Source organism: Conexibacter sp. S30A1, from assembly GCF_023330665.1.
Classification (GTDB): Bacteria; Actinomycetota; Thermoleophilia; order Solirubrobacterales; family Solirubrobacteraceae; genus Palsa-465.
Genome location: NZ_CP097127.1, coordinates 1,441,887 through 1,456,153 on the forward strand (window position 1 = coordinate 1,441,887; position 14,267 = coordinate 1,456,153).

Annotated in this window: 13 protein-coding genes; 7 read left to right on the plus strand and 6 right to left on the minus strand. The window is 68.8% G+C overall.

Annotated elements, in window-relative coordinates; genetic code table 11:
* Positions 1 to 9 precede the first annotated feature (9 nt).
* The gene (locus M3M54_RS07240) at positions 10 to 1,434 is read left to right on the plus strand and encodes a wax ester/triacylglycerol synthase family O-acyltransferase (protein ID WP_249021506.1); all 1,425 of its coding nucleotides are present in this window, start codon (positions 10 to 12) and stop codon (positions 1,432 to 1,434) included.
* Between the two features lie 293 nt (positions 1,435 to 1,727).
* Here the strand turns inward: M3M54_RS07240 and M3M54_RS07245 are convergent, their stop codons facing one another.
* Positions 1,728 to 2,027, minus strand: a complete 300-nt coding sequence (locus tag M3M54_RS07245; RefSeq protein WP_249021507.1) for a metal-sulfur cluster assembly factor — start codon at positions 2,025 to 2,027, stop codon at positions 1,728 to 1,730.
* Between the two features lie 109 nt (positions 2,028 to 2,136).
* Here M3M54_RS07245 and M3M54_RS07250 point away from each other — a divergent pair, with 109 nt between their 5' ends.
* Positions 2,137 to 2,436: an STAS domain-containing protein gene (locus M3M54_RS07250; RefSeq protein WP_249021508.1), complete on the plus strand. Its 300-nt coding sequence runs from the start codon at positions 2,137 to 2,139 to the stop codon at positions 2,434 to 2,436.
* Between the two features lie 74 nt (positions 2,437 to 2,510).
* Here the strand turns inward: M3M54_RS07250 and M3M54_RS07255 are convergent, their stop codons facing one another.
* Positions 2,511 to 3,170 carry a GNAT family N-acetyltransferase gene (locus M3M54_RS07255; RefSeq protein ID WP_249021509.1) on the minus strand — a complete coding sequence of 220 codons (660 nt, stop codon included), beginning with the start codon at positions 3,168 to 3,170 and terminating at the stop codon, positions 2,511 to 2,513.
* Positions 3,171 to 3,227: 57 nt separating this feature from the next.
* On the opposite strand from M3M54_RS07255, the gene M3M54_RS07260 reads away from it, so the two are divergent.
* Genes M3M54_RS07260 through M3M54_RS07270 form a run of 3 tightly spaced genes read left to right on the plus strand, consistent with a single transcriptional unit; the run spans position 3,228 to position 5,021 of the window.
* Positions 3,228 to 3,812 (plus strand): TetR/AcrR family transcriptional regulator, encoded by a 585-nt coding sequence (locus tag M3M54_RS07260; protein WP_249021510.1) that lies wholly within the window; start codon positions 3,228 to 3,230, stop codon positions 3,810 to 3,812.
* A gap of 16 nt (positions 3,813 to 3,828) precedes the next feature.
* A complete protein-coding gene (locus M3M54_RS07265) occupies positions 3,829 to 4,302 on the plus strand; it encodes an FxsA family protein (protein ID WP_249021511.1) in 474 nt (157 codons plus the stop codon).
* On the plus strand, positions 4,299 to 5,021 hold the full coding sequence (locus M3M54_RS07270) for a hypothetical protein (protein ID WP_249021512.1): 723 nt from the start codon (positions 4,299 to 4,301) through the stop codon (positions 5,019 to 5,021). Before M3M54_RS07265 ends, M3M54_RS07270 begins: the two co-directional genes overlap by 4 nt.
* A 58-nt stretch (positions 5,022 to 5,079) precedes the next feature.
* On the opposite strand, the gene M3M54_RS07275 is transcribed toward M3M54_RS07270, so the two are convergent.
* From M3M54_RS07275 to gltB, 4 genes are all read right to left on the minus strand, one after another.
* Positions 5,080 to 5,535: a hypothetical protein gene (locus M3M54_RS07275; RefSeq protein WP_249021513.1), complete on the minus strand. Its 456-nt coding sequence runs from the start codon at positions 5,533 to 5,535 to the stop codon at positions 5,080 to 5,082.
* A gap of 69 nt (positions 5,536 to 5,604) precedes the next feature.
* Positions 5,605 to 6,558, minus strand: coding sequence for a hypothetical protein (locus M3M54_RS07280; RefSeq protein WP_249021514.1), 954 nt, complete (start codon positions 6,556 to 6,558; stop codon positions 5,605 to 5,607).
* Between the two features lie 206 nt (positions 6,559 to 6,764).
* Complete coding sequence (locus M3M54_RS07285; protein ID WP_249021515.1) at positions 6,765 to 8,339, minus strand: glutamate synthase subunit beta; 1,575 nt, start codon at positions 8,337 to 8,339, stop codon at positions 6,765 to 6,767.
* A complete protein-coding gene (gene gltB, locus M3M54_RS07290; RefSeq protein ID WP_249021516.1) occupies positions 8,332 to 12,897 on the minus strand; it encodes a glutamate synthase large subunit in 4,566 nt (1,521 codons plus the stop codon). Before gltB ends, M3M54_RS07285 begins: the two co-directional genes overlap by 8 nt.
* A gap of 313 nt (positions 12,898 to 13,210) precedes the next feature.
* Between gltB and M3M54_RS07295 the strand changes: the two genes are divergently transcribed.
* Complete coding sequence (locus M3M54_RS07295; RefSeq protein ID WP_249021517.1) at positions 13,211 to 13,708, plus strand: RNA polymerase sigma factor; 498 nt, start codon at positions 13,211 to 13,213, stop codon at positions 13,706 to 13,708.
* Positions 13,692 to 14,267: a methylated-DNA--[protein]-cysteine S-methyltransferase gene (locus M3M54_RS07300; protein WP_249021518.1), complete on the plus strand. Its 576-nt coding sequence runs from the start codon at positions 13,692 to 13,694 to the stop codon at positions 14,265 to 14,267. The genes M3M54_RS07295 and M3M54_RS07300 overlap by 17 nt, the downstream gene beginning before the upstream one ends.

The following is a 14,267-nucleotide window of genomic DNA, read 5'->3' on the forward strand; positions in this document are numbered from 1 at the left end:
GGAATGGCCGTGAACCGGCGGCACCTGGATCGCCTGACGTCAACAGACGCCTCGTTTCTGCAGCGCGAGACCGACAGCGCGCACATGCACATTGGCGGACTGCTGCTGTTCGCCGGCGCCGCGCCGAAGCTCGAGGAGCTCCTTGATCACATCCGCAGCCGCCTGCACCTGGTCCCACGCTACCGCCAGAAGCTGGCCTTCCCACCCCCTGGCGGCGGGCGGCCGCTGTGGATCGACGACCCCGACTTCAGTCTCGAGCGTCACGTGCACGCGGTGGCGCTTCCCGCTCCCGGCGATGACGCACAGCTGCTGGAGCTGGCCGAACAGATCGCCTCGCGGCCACTTGACCGCCGCCGGCCGCTCTGGGAGCTATGGCTGGTCGGTGGGCTCGGCCGGGCGGCGCCCGGCACCGGTGAGCGCTTCGCGCTGATCGCCAAGAACCACCACGCGCTCGTGGACGGGGTCTCGGGAGTGGATCTGGCGACGGCGCTGCTGGAGTTGACGCCGGAGCCACGGCGCCCGGCGCCCGCGGACCTGCGAGCGTGGCAGCCGCAGCCCCCACCGGACGCCCTCGAGTTCCTGGCGGCGGGCGCTCGCGACGGCCTGCGTTCGGCGATCGCAATCGTTGATGCGACAGCGCGGGCGCTCACCACTCCACGCCACAGTGCCGCCGCGCTGCGCGATGCCGGAGTCGGTCTGTGCGCCCTGCTCGTGGAGCTCGGGAGTCCTGCACCCCGAACGCCGCTCAACGTCGCGATCGGCCCGCAGCGACGGCTGCGAGTGGTGCGCCAGCAGCTGAGCGACTACCGGACGATCAAGCAAGCCTACGAGGTGACCGTCAACGACATTGTCCTGAGCGTGGTCGCGGGCGCGGTCGGCGAGTGGCTGCGCTCACGCGCAGTCGACACGGAGGGTTTGGAGCTGCGGGCGCTCGTGCCCGTGTCGCTGCGAGGCGCCGATGAGCATGGCACGCTCGGAAACCGGCTGGCGCTGATGCGTGGCCCGCTACCGGTCGGGATCACCGACCCAGTGCGCAGGCTGCGCCAGGTGAGTGAAAGCATGGGCACGCTGAAGCGCTCCAACCAGGCGGTGGGCGCCGCCACGCTGGCGGCGATGAACGACAGGCTGCCGCCGGTGGTTCTGGCGCAGGCCTCGCGCCTGCAGTTCTCGCCCTGGCTGTTCAACCTGTTGGTAACCAACATCCCCGGACCGCAGGTGCCGCTGTATCTCCGCGGCCGGCGTCTGACCGAGCTGATCCCGGTGGCATTCCTGCCAGAGCACCACGCGCTCGCGGTCGCGGTCATGTCCTACAACGGCCGGATCGCATATGGGCTGCTGGGCGATCAGGCGGCGTTGCCCGACATCGACGTGATCGCCACTGGGATCGAGCGCTCGCTGCAGCTGCTGCTTGACGGTGCCGCGGCCACCAGCTGAGCGAAAAACCCGAGGTTTGGGCGCGACTCCTGCGGGTATCTGGTGTTTACCAGGCACATGCAGGGGTTCCAGAGTAAGACCCCTGCAGCATCCGCCCCACACGTCGGGTTGTGGTCCGCCCCCCTAAGCCACAACCCGGAGGGTGCGAGCAGCGGTTGGGCGGGGCCCCTCGGGGCCCCGCCCAACTCGTGTCCGGCAGACGCCCGGCAGACCGCTGGGAGCATGAAGATGGTCCGGCGGGCTGTGGTCATCCGACGGGATGGCCGCGCCCGGAGACGCGGGGCGTCCGAGGCTCAGAAGCCCAGCGCGAACTTGGCGTCTTCGCTCATCAGCTCAGGTGACCACGGCGGCGTGAACACGAGCTCCGAGTCGACCGCGCTGACACCCTCGATCTCGCCCACGAACTCCCTGATCTGCTCGTCCACCTGGGGACCGATCGGACAGCCCGGCGTGGTGAGCGTGTAGGTGACCTTGACGGCACCGGCGGGGTCGATTTCGACCCCGTAGATCAGGCCCAGCTCGACGAAATCGAGCCCGAGCTCAGGGTCAATGACCTCGCGCAGGGCGTCGTTTACCTCGTCAACGGTGATCATCTCTACCAGTTTACGGCGGTTTCGCAGCATTGAGCCAAAGTTAAGGTTGCGTTACCGCCGGTTGCTTTTGTAAGTTTGGGAGATCATCGAGTTCGCCGACAATCCGCCGGTGCTGCTCTGCGCCGGAGACGAGGACCGAAGCACTCAGAGCCTCCGGCGCCGCGCGCTGGTGCTCGCCTTCCGTGCCCCAAGCGACGTTATGGTCGATATGCGCGACCTGTCGTTCGCGGACATGACGCTGATCCTCGATCTGGCGACGCTCTCGCACCGTCTGCGCCGCCGCGGTCGCCGCCTGCTCCTGCAGGCCCCGCAGCCGCAGATCATGCAACTGATCGAAATAGCCGGACTGGACCGCCTACCCGGCGTCGAGATGGTCGCAGACGGCTGGGCGGCACCGGCAGTCGCCTGAGACCCGGACCTGGGGCGGGCGCGGGCCGGACGGGCCGTCGGTGCGACGGCGGCTCCGGGTGCCGACCCGCAGATCTACGGTGCGACCACCGGTCTGAGCATCGGCCAGACCGTTGGTCCGCCACCGGGTAGCGTGAGGACCCCGGTGTGCTCGAAGCCGAGCCGCTCGTACAGCGCTGCGCTGCGTTCGCTGCTGGCTTCGATGTAAGCCGGCAGCCCGGCCAGGTCGGCTTCGGCGAGAACCGATTGCAGGAGCGCCGTGCCGAGCCCCTGGCCCTGTCGCGCGACTCGCGCTCCCACCCATCGCACATAGAAGTGCGGCGCTTGTGGATGTCGCTTGTGGAGCTCCTGTTGCACGCGGCCGGCGCGCGCCAAGCGCATCCCAAACGCGCGGGCCCATCTGAGCGCCTCCGTCAGCTCGAATGAAGCGGCCATCTGCCAGGTTCCAGGCGCGAGCACGCACAGCGCGCCGTCGTATTCGGAGGTCGTCCACACGGTACCGCCGTTGCGCAACACATACAGCTGAAGCTCAGCGGTGAACATGATGCGCAACCGAGCCCGGAACCGCGGGCCCGGCGGGAGCAACCACCTGCACACCGGGTCCGCGATGAACGCATCGGCCAGCGCGCGCGCCACCTGCGGCACCTCGTCGACGCTCGCCAGCCGCAGCGTGCGCTCGCAGCTCCTGGTAGTTGCAGCTGCCGGCTGTGGTTGCACGGATGGTGGTGGCGTCACGGTCACGGCTCCTCACGCTTGATAACCATCTAGAACAAAGTATTATACGTTGTATAGATGAGCGCGTCAACCGCCACCCGTTCCACGCATCGCGCCAAGCTGCTCCAGGCGGCCCGCGCTCTTTTGCGCGAGCGCCAATACGGCAACATCACCGCCCGCGATCTCGTCGCCGCATCGAACACCAACCTCGGATCGATCGGCTACCACTTCGGCTCCAAGGAGGCGCTGCTCAACGAGGCGATCGGGCTGGAGTTTGAGGAGTGGACCGACGCGGTCATCCGTGCCACGCGCATCGGCTCAGGCCCGGAGCCACCGACGCTGGCGGACTCGCTACGGACCGTGCTCGACCATTACGAGACGATCCGGCCCTACCACCACGCCTACATCGAGGCACTGGCGCGCAGCGCACGCTCGCCGCAGCTGCGCGATCAACTCGCGGCGCACTACAACCGGCAGCGAGACCGCGTGGCGGCACTGCTGAGAGAGCCCGGCGAAGAGCAGATCGCCGCTGACGCGGCGCGCAACCTCGCGTCCCTGATCATCGCTGCGGTTGACGGCCTGCTGATCCAGACCTTCATCGACCCCGGCAGCGCGCCCACCAGCCAGGACCTCGCAGCCGCGCGCGAGTACGCCGCTCACTAGGCTTAGCTCAATCCCCATGATCTGGTTCGTGCTCCTCGTGCTCTGGCCGCTGGCCGAGCTCTACGTGATCATCAAGCTCTCGGAGGCGATCGGCTTTCTCTGGGTGATCCTGCTCTTGATCGTGAGCTGGCCCGTGGGCTGGCGGTTGATCCGCCATCAGGGGCGAGCCGCGCTGCGCCACCTGCGCGATGCGCTGCTCGCCGGCAGGACTGCCGACAAAGAGGTGCTGGACGGCGCGCTGGTGCTGTTCGGGGCGTTGCTGCTGCTGGTGCCGGGCTTCATAACCGACGCGGTGGGCGTGCTGCTGCTGCTGCCGCCCACACGGGCTCTGGTAAGGCCGCTGGTGGCGCGCAACCAGCGCAGCGCCTGGCTCACGCGCTTGGCGGGCGCCGCCAGCTGGAACCCGGGCCGTGGCGGCCGCCACAGACCTGACGACTACGACGCCGAAGCCACAGCGGCCGACGTGAACGAGCCACAGCTGAAAGCATGAGCGCCATGCACGCGCAAGGCCTCCAGCTGGCGATCTTCGCCGATCCCGATCTGGAGCTCTGGGGAATCGCCGCGATCGACCAGCAGGCCGGCCTGGCGGCCGGCGGCCTGCATGCCGGGATGCTCGACCCGACACCGGTGGATGTCGCGATCGACGGTGACACCTGGTCGCTGCATGGTTCGGGCTGTGAGCTGTTGGTCACACCGACGCCCACGGGCAGCGCCACACCCGCCGCGACACCGATCGAGCACTGCCAGGTGCTCGGCACGCTGGCGCTCGACGGGGCGACGCGCAAGCTCCGCGGGACAGGCATCAGGACCGCCGTGGGGCTGGCGCAGGATGGCGGCTCGATGCGCCTGTTTGGCTCCTGGTTCCCGGCTGGGCAGGAGCTGGGCGTGCTTGCACTTCGCCGCCCCGGGGCGTCGAGCGGTGAGGGCGACGAGATCAGCGTCACGGCGCGTGGCGAGGAGCAGCCGCTCGTGCTCGACCCACGCCTTTCAACGACCTACAACAGCGCCGGTGAGCCGGTCCGGGTCGGGATCGAGCTGTGGCTCGGCGAAAGCGAAGACGACGAAGCGGGGTTGCGCGGACGGCGTGTCGCCGGTCGCGCCGGCGGCGCTAGCGTGAGTATCGGAGCGCTGCGCGCCTACGCGTTCGAGTGTGTCACCCGAGGTGAACCAGGCACCGGCGTGTACGTGTTGGCCGACCCGCTGGGCTAGCCGGCCAAAGCCTAGGTGCTTCGCAGCGAAGCAGCGGCGGCAGGGCGCGCTGCCGGGCCTAATTCTCGCTGCCCAGACGGTCCCAGCAGTAGAGCTCGAGGCACTCGGCGGCCAGGCGCCTGCAGCGCGCCTCGGTCAGCCACGGCAGCACCTGGTCCAGAGCCTCATCATCGCCGAGCCCAGCGTCGAAGGCATCCTCGCCGCGAAAGCCGGCAGCGATGCGCAGCGCCTCACGCCGGTTCTCGCCGAGCGACGGGAAGACGTTGACGAGGAACTCCTTGTTCGGAACCGGATGGCCGACCTCGAGCGATGCGTGCCAGGCGGCGAGCAGCGAGAGGTCATGCTCGTCAAGGTCGGCAACCGCGCGCGAGTAGTGCGAGAGCAGGTCCGACTCGGGGATCTCATCGACCCAGGCTGCGACGACCTCTCCGAGGATCTGGCGTCGCGCCTCGCGACCGACTGAATCGGCGATGACGCGGATCGCGTCCTGCGGCTCGATGAAGCAAAGTGACATGGTGGCTCCGGCTAGGGCTTGTTCTCCGCCGCGCAATGTAGGCGCCCGGCCGGACGGAGCCATGCGCGCTCAGACGGTTGGGTCGGGGACTCCCAGCGCGTGCAGGGCTTTCCGCTGAAGCACCGACATGACCTCTGGATCAGCGTCCGCCTCGCCGGCGGCGCGCGCACCCGTCCCCCAGTCGTGCAACGCCAGGTCGAGGGCCGCCAGCGGGACCTCACAGGCATCTGCCAGGTTCGCCGCCCGGCGCTCGAGCAACTGCCGCTCGCCGATCCCGAACGCCCGTTTGGCCGCCCACGTCGCCTCGTTCTCGCCGCTCAGATACAGCTGGCCCGCCGCCAGCGCGTAGAGGCCGAGGCCGCCAAGCAGCGTGAGCAGCTCGAAGCTGACATCACGGGTGAAGCCGTGAAGTGTGCCCAGGCGCTCGAAGTCACGATCAAAGCGCCGGTCGGGCGCCCAGGCCGGGTCGCCAGCCAGGCCGGTGGCCAGCGAGCCCTGGCGCTCGCCCCAGCTTCGCGCCGCGGCCAGCGCGGCCCCCCGCAGAGGTTCGGAGTCGATGCCACGCGGGCCGCTCAGCACATGCTCTATCGCGCGCTCGGTGCGGGCGCCGAGATCATCGGGCGCCACCAGCTCGCGCCAGGCCCCAGGCGCGTCCTGCAAGCGCTCGCCGGCCGCGACGCTCGCCATCAGCTCGAGCCGAGCGGCGGCGAAGCCGATCTCGCCGGCCAAGCGGGCGGCGTCCTCGCCAGAACGCAGCCCGGGCACCAGTGGCGAGCTGTAACCATCGTCGGCGCCGCGGGCCAGGCGCCGCACGCGCACGCCGCCGGCGCGGGTGCCGGCGACCGGACGGGGCGTCGCGCGCGCGCGCCCCGGTGCCGCAGGCGTCGGCCTTGGCGCACGGACACGCGGTTGCGTTGACCGGGGAGCACTGGAGGAGACGACCGGGCGCACCTCAAAGTTCTGCTCACGGGCACAGATCGTGCAGTTGGCGAGCAGGCGGTTATGACGACAGAAGCTGGGCACGGCTCTAATCCTGACACGCCGGCAGCATCAGGGTTGGTGCTGGGAGACCCGGTTCCATCCGGGCCTCCCAGCTGGCCGGAGAAGTGGGGGCGCATTTCTCCGGCTGCTTGGGCGGGGTCTTTCCACCCAACGCTTGGCCGCTTAAACGTAGCCGCTGTGAGGCGGTCGCCCGGTGAAGAAAAGGCAAAGAACAGTCGCGCGCGGCTTCAGTCAGACTCGCGACGCTGACCCGGGCCGGTGAAGAACTGATCTCCGGGACGCACGGTGCCGGCCGCCTCCGCCTCGTGACGCAGGGTGCTGTCAGGCTCACCACTCCAGGCGCCGATCGCCAAAAGCTCCCGGTCCTGGTCCATGGGCGTGCCCCCGAGCGCGCGGTTGACCACACGCGCGCACTTGCGGCCCTCGGCGATGGCCGTCACAACCAGCGACTGGCCGATCCGCGCATCACCGCAGGCGAACACACCCTCGTGCGAGGTCTTGTACGTGCGTTCGGTGCGGATGTTGCCGCGGCGGTCCAGATCCAGCGCCAGATCCGCCACAAGCCCGTCGTGCTCGGGATGCTCGAAGCCGATCGCGATCAGCACCAGGTCGGCGTCGACAACGAACTCGCTGCCGGGAACCGGCGTGAGATCACGCGATGAAGCGCCGGTCACCTTGCGCGCGTAGACATGCGTGACCTGCCCCTGCGCGCCGCCGAAGCCGACCACCTCGGTGCCCCAGCGCCGCTCTCCGCCTTCCTCCAGTGCGTAGGTCATCGCCGTACGCTTGGGTGGCAGCGGCCACGGGTGTCGCGGGTCCGAATTGCGCAGCTCCGCGTAGACGTCGAGGATCCGGGCGCTGGCTGCCCCCTCGCGCAGCGCGTTGGAGATGCAGTCCATGCCCGTGTCCCCGCCACCGATCACGATCACGTGCTTGCCGGCGGCGGTGATCGTCTGTGCCGGATCAACCTCGCGTGCGGGCCGGCCCGCCTGCCTGGCCACCCAGCGGTTGCGTTGGTACAGGTAGTCCATCGCGAGGTGGATGCCTGCGTTCTCGCGGCCCGGAACGTCAAGGTCGCGCGATACACGTGAGCCGATCGCGACGACCAGGGCGTCGTGATCACCCTTCAGCCGCTGGACCTCAACGTCAACTCCAACCTCAGTGTTGTAGCTGAACTCGACTCCCTCCTGCTCCAGGATCGCAACCCGCCTGTCGATCACGTCCTTCTCGAGCTTGGCGTCGGGCACACCAAAACGCATCAGACCACCGGGGCCCTCGTCGCGCTCGTAGACCGTCACCCGGTGACCTATGCGGTTCAGCTCAGCCGCCACCGCCAGACCGGCCGGACCTGCGCCCACCACGCCGACGCTCTTGCCCGAGCGCCTTGTGGGCGGCTCCGGCACGATCCATCCCTCAGCGAAGGCTCGCTCCGCGATCGCGAGCTCGACCTGCTCGATCGTCACCGGTTCGTCGGCGATCGCCAGCACGCAAGCGGACTCGCACGGCGCCGGACAGATGCGCCCGGTGAACTCCGGGAAGTTGTTGGTCGCGTGCAGCTCGTCAATCGCCTCGCGCCACTTGTCGCGGTAGACCAGGTCGTTCCAGTCCGGAATCAGGTTGCCGAGCGGGCATCCCTCGTGACAGAACGGCACGCCGCAGTCCATACAACGGGAAGCCTGACGCTTGACCTCAGACTCAGCCTGCAGCTTGAAGTACGGTTCGTAATCCGCCACGCGTTCGCGCGGGTCGCGCTTGTCGAAGCCCACGCGGTGGATCGTCAGGAAGGCGCGGAGTTCACCCACGGCGATCGGCTCCCGCGGCGCTGACCGCTCGAGCGTCGCTGCCGGCCAGCGGGCCGGCGGCGACGGCCTGCCGCGCCTGGCGTTCGAGCGCCAGGCGGTAGTCGCGCGGCATCACCTTGACGAAGCGCTCGCGCGCGTGCTCCCAGCGCGCCAGCACGTTGCGCCCCACCAGCGAACCGGTGCGCTGCGCGTGCTCGGCGATCAGTGCCCGCAGCTCCTCATCGTCCTGTTCGGTGAGCGGCTCTAGGTCGACCAGGTCGGTGTTGCAGCGGCCGGCGAAGCGGCTGTCGGAGTCGTAGACGTAGGCGATGCCGCCGCTCATGCCCGCGGCGAAGTTGCGTCCTGTGGGACCGAGCACGACCACCCGTCCGCCGGTCATGTACTCGCAGCCATGGTCACCCACGCCCTCCACCACCGCCACGACACCGGAGTTGCGCACGGCGAAGCGCTCGCCCGCCAGGCCGCGGAAGAAGGCGCGGCCGGAGGTGGCACCGTAGATCACGGTGTTGCCGACGATCGTGTTCTCCTCCGCACGGAACAGCGCCGCCTCGGGCGGGCGCACGACCAGCACCCCACCGGACATCCCCTTGCCCGCGTAATCGTTGGTTTCGCCCCGCAGGGTCAGGGTGACGCCGGATGCGAGCCAGGCGCCGAAGCTCTGCCCGGCCGAACCGGTGAACTCGATGCTGATGGTGTCGTCCGGCAGCCCGTCGGGGCCGAGGCGGCGACTGATCTCGCCAGAGAGGATGCCCCCGACCGTGCGGTTGACGTTGCGCAGGCCGATCGGTCCGAGCTTGACCGGCTCGCGGCGCTCGAGCGCGGGGGCGCACTGCCGGACCAGAGCCCAGTCGAGCGCGTCATCGAGCACCGGCTCCGGCCCGCGCAAGCGCCGCCGGGCGACCTCCGCCGGCACCTCCGGGCTCGCCAGCACCAGCGAGAGGTCAACCCGCTGGGCCTTCCAGTGATCGATCGCCGCCTCTGTGTCGAGCAGCTCGCTGCGACCGATCATCTCCTCAAAGCGCCGGATGCCGAGCTGCGCCATCAGCCTGCGCACCTCTTCGGCGACATGCATCAGGTAGTTGATCACATGGTCGGGCGTGCCCTTGAAGCGGGCGCGCAGCACGGGATCCTGCGTGGCTACACCAACCGGACACGTGTTCAGGTGGCAGACGCGCATCATGATGCAGCCCATCGCGATCAGCGGCGCGGTGGAGAAGCCGAACTCGTCGGCGCCGAGCAGCGCGGCCACCACGACGTCACGGCCGGTCTTCATCTGGCCGTCGACCTCCACCGTCACGCGGCTGCGCAGATCGTTGAGCATCAGTGTTTGCTGCGTCTCGGCCAGACCGATCTCCCAGGGCATGCCAGCCCCGTGGATCGAAGACTGCGGCGAGGCGCCGGTGCCTCCCTCTCCGCCTGAGATCGTGAGGTGATCGGCGTTGGCCTTGACCACCCCCGCGGCGACGGTGCCGACCCCGACCTCGCTGACGAGCTTGACCGACACGCTCGCCTGCGGGTTGGCACAGCGCAGGTCGTAGATCAGCTGTTTGAGATCCTCGATCGAATAGATGTCGTGGTGGGGGGGCGGTGAGATCAGGCCAACCCCTTCGGTCGAATGGCGGATCCGGGCGATGTAGGCGTCGACCTTGTGTCCGGGGAGCTGCCCGCCCTCGCCGGGCTTGGCGCCCTGTGCCATCTTGATCTGAAGCTGGTCGGCGTTGACCAGGTAGTGGGTCGTGACGCCAAAACGGCCCGATGCGATCTGCTTGATCTTCGAGCGCCGGTCGTCGCCATTGGCGTCGGGCGTGAAGCGCATCGGGTCCTCGCCGCCCTCGCCGGTGTTGGACTTGGCGCCCAGGCGGTTCATCGCGATCGCCAGCGTCTCGTGCGCTTCGCGGCTGAGCGCGCCAAGCGACATCGCGCCCGTGGTGAAACGCTTGACGATCTGCGCCGCCGGCTCGACCTGGTCGAGCGGGATCGGCTCGGAGAGGGTCCTCAGCTTCATCAGGCCGCGCAGCGAGGAGTGCCTGGTCGCCTCGGCGTCTGCGAGCTGCGCGAACTCCTCATATGTCTGCCAGCCATCCCCGCCCTGGCGGCGGACTGCGTGCTGCAGCTTGGCGATCGTGTCCGGATTCCAGTTGTGCAGCTCACCGTCGCGGCGCCACTGCATCACGCCACCCACCGGCAGCAGCTCGCGCTCCGTGCGCGGGTAGGCGCGGAAATGGCGCTCGAGCGCCTCGGTGGCAAGCTCGCGCAGCCCAATGCCGCCGATTCGTGAGGCGGTGCCGGTGAAGTGACGCTCAACCAGCTCGCGCTCGAGACCGACCGCCTCGAAGATCTGGGCGCCGCAGTAGGACTGGATCGTCGAGATTCCCATCTTGGAGATCGTCTTCAGAAGTCCTTTGCCGATCGCCTTGACGATCCGTTTCTCCGCTTCGTCGCGGTCAAGATCCTCCGGCAGCAGCGCCCGGTCGGCCAGCTCGTCGAGCGACTCAAACATCACGTAAGGGTTGATGGCGGAGGCACCAAAGCCGATCAGGGTGGCCATGTCGTGAATCTGGCGCGGTTCGCCGGACTCGATCACCAGACCGGTGGTCAGGCGCGTACCACGCCGCACCAGGTCCTGGTGCACGGCGGCGACGGCAAGTAGCGACGGCATCGCCGCGCGCTCGGGCCCCAGGTTACGGTCCGACAAAATCAGGATGTTCGCGCCGTTGTCAACGTAGCTGGCCGCCTCTTCGCAGAGTGCGTCCAGGCGTCGGGCCATACCGTCCTCGCCGTCCTGCACCGGCCATGTGATGTCGAGCGTGGCGGCGTCGAAGATCTCATGCGACACCTGACGCAGCTTCTCGAGCTCGTGGTTGCGGAGGATCGGCTGGTCCATGACCAGCTGGTGAGCCTGCTCGGGAAGCTCCGCCAGCAGGTTGCGCTCACGTCCCACGCCCACCTGAAGGCTCATCACGACCTGCTCCCGCAACGGGTCGATGGGTGGGTTGGTGACCTGCGCGAAGAGCTGCTTGAAGTAGGCAAAGAGTGGTGGCTGGCGATCCGAGAGGACCGCCAGTGCGGTGTCGTTGCCCATCGACCCGACCGGCTCCTCGCCCCTGGCCGCCATCGGCGCGATGATCAGCTTGAGATCCTCCTGGGAGTAACCGAAGGCGAGCTGCTTGGCCCGCAGCGGCTCGATCCGCGGCACCCGTGGCTCGCGCTCGGGTAGGTCGTCGATGTGGACCACCGCCTGCTGGTACCAGTCACCGTAGGGCTGGCGTCGCGAAACGTGGCGCTTGACCTCCTCGTCGTCGACGATCCTGCCCTGCTCGAGGTCGAGCAGAAACATCTTGCCCGGGGCCAGACGACCCTTGCGCGCAACGTGCTCCGGCGCCACGGTCAACACGCCTGCCTCCGAGGCGAGCACCACGTAGCCCTCGGTGTCCTGGATCCAGCGTCCGGGACGCAGCCCGTTGCGGTCGAGCGTCGCGCCGGCGATCTTGCCGTCCGTGAAGACAACCGCCGCCGGCCCGTCCCAGGGCTCCAGCAGGCACGAGTGAAAGTCATAGAAGCCCCGGACGTCCGGATCCAGGTCGCGGCGGGTGCGATAGGCCTCGGGGATCATCATCATCATCGCGTGCGGGATCGAGCGGCCGCTCAGGACCAGCAGCTCTAGCACGTTGTCAAAGGCGGCCGAGTCGGAGGCCTGCGGCTGAATCACGGGCAGGATCCGGCCCAGATCGTCGCCGAACAGCTCACAGGCAAGCTGCGATTCGCGCGCCCGCATCCAGTTGGCGTTGCCGCGCAGGGTGTTGATCTCCCCGTTGTGAGCGATCATCCGGAACGGGTGGGCCAGCGTCCAGCTCGGGAAGGTGTTGGTGGAAAAGCGCGAATGCACGAGCGCCAGACGGCTCGCCAGGCGGGGGTCGCGCAGGTCGGTGAAGAAGCGCGGCAGCTGCGGTGCGGTCAGCATCCCCTTGTAGACGAGCGTGCGGGAGGAGAAGCTGGCAAAGGACAGCTCAGCGCCCGCCTCGAGCTCGATCAGGCGCCGGATCACGTAGAGCTTGCGCTCGAACGCATCCTGATCAGGCAGGTCCTCGGCCGCCGCGATCAGCAGCTGGCGAATGTAGGGTTGAGAGGCTCGGGCGGTCTCGCCCGCATAGCGATCGTCGGTGGGTACGTCACGCCACCAGATCACGCGCTGTCCCTCGCCGCGAACGCGCGCCTCGATCATCTGCTCGAGCTCGACTCGACGCTCGGGATCGGTGGGCAGAAAAACGACGCCGACGCCGTAGCGACCGAGCGGCGGCAGCTCGATGCCAGCCGCCACGCCGCGGAAGAAGGCGTCGGGCACCTGCAGCAGGATGCCGGCTCCGTCACCGGTGTTGGGGTCTGCGCCGGCGGCACCGCGATGCTCCAGGTTGCCGAGCGCCTCGATGCCCTTCTCGATAACGGCATGCGTCGCCTCACCCCAGAGCTTGGCCACGAGCGCCACACCACAGGCGTCGTGTTCGGCTGAGGACTGGTACAGGCCGCGGCTGGCGGCCATCGGTTCGGGTGCGTGGTTCATCGGCTTTCAGGGATCCGCTCGGCTGGGCGAGCGTGGCGGGAGGCGTGTGAGCCTGAGCCTACGTTTATAGAGGCTACCGGGTTTGTTGCCACCCTTTGGGGCGCACGCGGGGGCGCACGCGGGGGCGCACGCGGGGGCGCACGCGGGGGCGCACGCGGGGGCGCACGCGGGGCGCGCGCGGGGCGCGCGCGTGCGGGCGCACGTTAGGCGCGCACGCGGGATGCGGTGCGGGTGCGCAGCCAGCGACAGGCCGGCCGCAGGCTCAGCACGGCTGGACCTCACAATGTCGGTTCCCGCGCGTTCTATTGCATGGATGACCCCTCCCCCTTTCCAAAGACTGCTCGACGACCACGGCCGCGACGTGTATGGCTTCCTGGTGGCCAGCGTGGGACGGGCAGACGCCGAGGACTGCTATCAGGAGACCTGGCTGGCCGCGCTGCGCGCGTACCCGACGCTGGCGCACACCGGCAACCTGCGTGGCTGGTTGTTCACGATCGCCGCGCACAAGGCGCTTGACCTGCAGCGCCGCCGCCAACGCACCCCGCTTTTGCTGGCGGCGCTCGACGCCGCCGCGACGGCGCCAGCGGCGCAATGCCAGCGCGCCGATGGCAGGCTGTCTGAGGATCTCTGGGCCGCGATCTGTGGGCTGGCACCCAAGCAGCGGGCGGCTGTTGTCCTGCGCCATCTGCTGGACGCCGATTACGCCACGGTCGCCGCGACCATGGCGATCAGCGAGGCGGCGGCCAGACGCAATGTCCACGAGGGGCTCAAGCGGCTACGAGAGGAGCACGGCGTTGAGTGGTCCACCTGATCTGACAGAGGCGTTTGCGCGCTCCGGCCTGATGGACGTTGCCTATGCGGTGGAGGACTCGCCCCTGGGCAGATTGCTGTTGGCGACAACGGCGACGGGCCTGGTCTGCGTGCAATACGTGCGCACGGAGAGCGACGTCGAAGCGGCACTCGAACTGATCGCCAGGCGTCTGTCACCGCGTGTGCTGAGGGCGCCAAGCAGGCTCGAGGCGCCACGTCGAGAGCTTGACGAGTTCTTCGCCGGACGCCGCCGCGAGTTTGCAATCGCACTCGACTTCGCCCTTGTCAAAACCGGGTTCACGCGCCGGGTGCTCGAGCAGACGTCGCTGATCCCGTTTGGCGAGACGGTTAGCTACAGGGAGATAGCTGGCCGCTCGGGCAACGACCGCGCCTACCGTGCCGCGGGCACGGCGCTCGGCTCAAACCCGCTGCCGATCGTGGTGCCCTGCCACCGCGTTCTGCATGCGAACGGAGGGCTTGGCGGTTACACCGGCGGGCTGCAGATCAAGCGCCGCCTGCTCGAGATCGAAGGCGTGCTCAAGCACGGCGACGCTGCCTGA

Bases quoted from the DNA above. Each gene is read 5' to 3' on its own strand.
- M3M54_RS07265 (WP_249021511.1), top strand. From the start codon at position 3,829: ATGATCTGGTTCGTGCTCCTCGTGCTCTGGCCGCTGGCCGAGCTCTAC.
- gltB (WP_249021516.1), bottom strand. From the start codon at position 12,897: ATGAACCACGCACCCGAACCGATGGCCGCCAGCCGCGGCCTGTACCAG.
- M3M54_RS07245 (WP_249021507.1), bottom strand. From the start codon at position 2,027: ATGATCACCGTTGACGAGGTAAACGACGCCCTGCGCGAGGTCATTGAC.
- M3M54_RS07275 (WP_249021513.1), bottom strand. From the start codon at position 5,535: ATGTCACTTTGCTTCATCGAGCCGCAGGACGCGATCCGCGTCATCGCC.
- M3M54_RS07270 (WP_249021512.1), top strand. From the start codon at position 4,299: ATGAGCGCCATGCACGCGCAAGGCCTCCAGCTGGCGATCTTCGCCGAT.
- M3M54_RS07260 (WP_249021510.1), top strand. From the start codon at position 3,228: ATGAGCGCGTCAACCGCCACCCGTTCCACGCATCGCGCCAAGCTGCTC.
- M3M54_RS07295 (WP_249021517.1), top strand. From the start codon at position 13,211: ATGACCCCTCCCCCTTTCCAAAGACTGCTCGACGACCACGGCCGCGAC.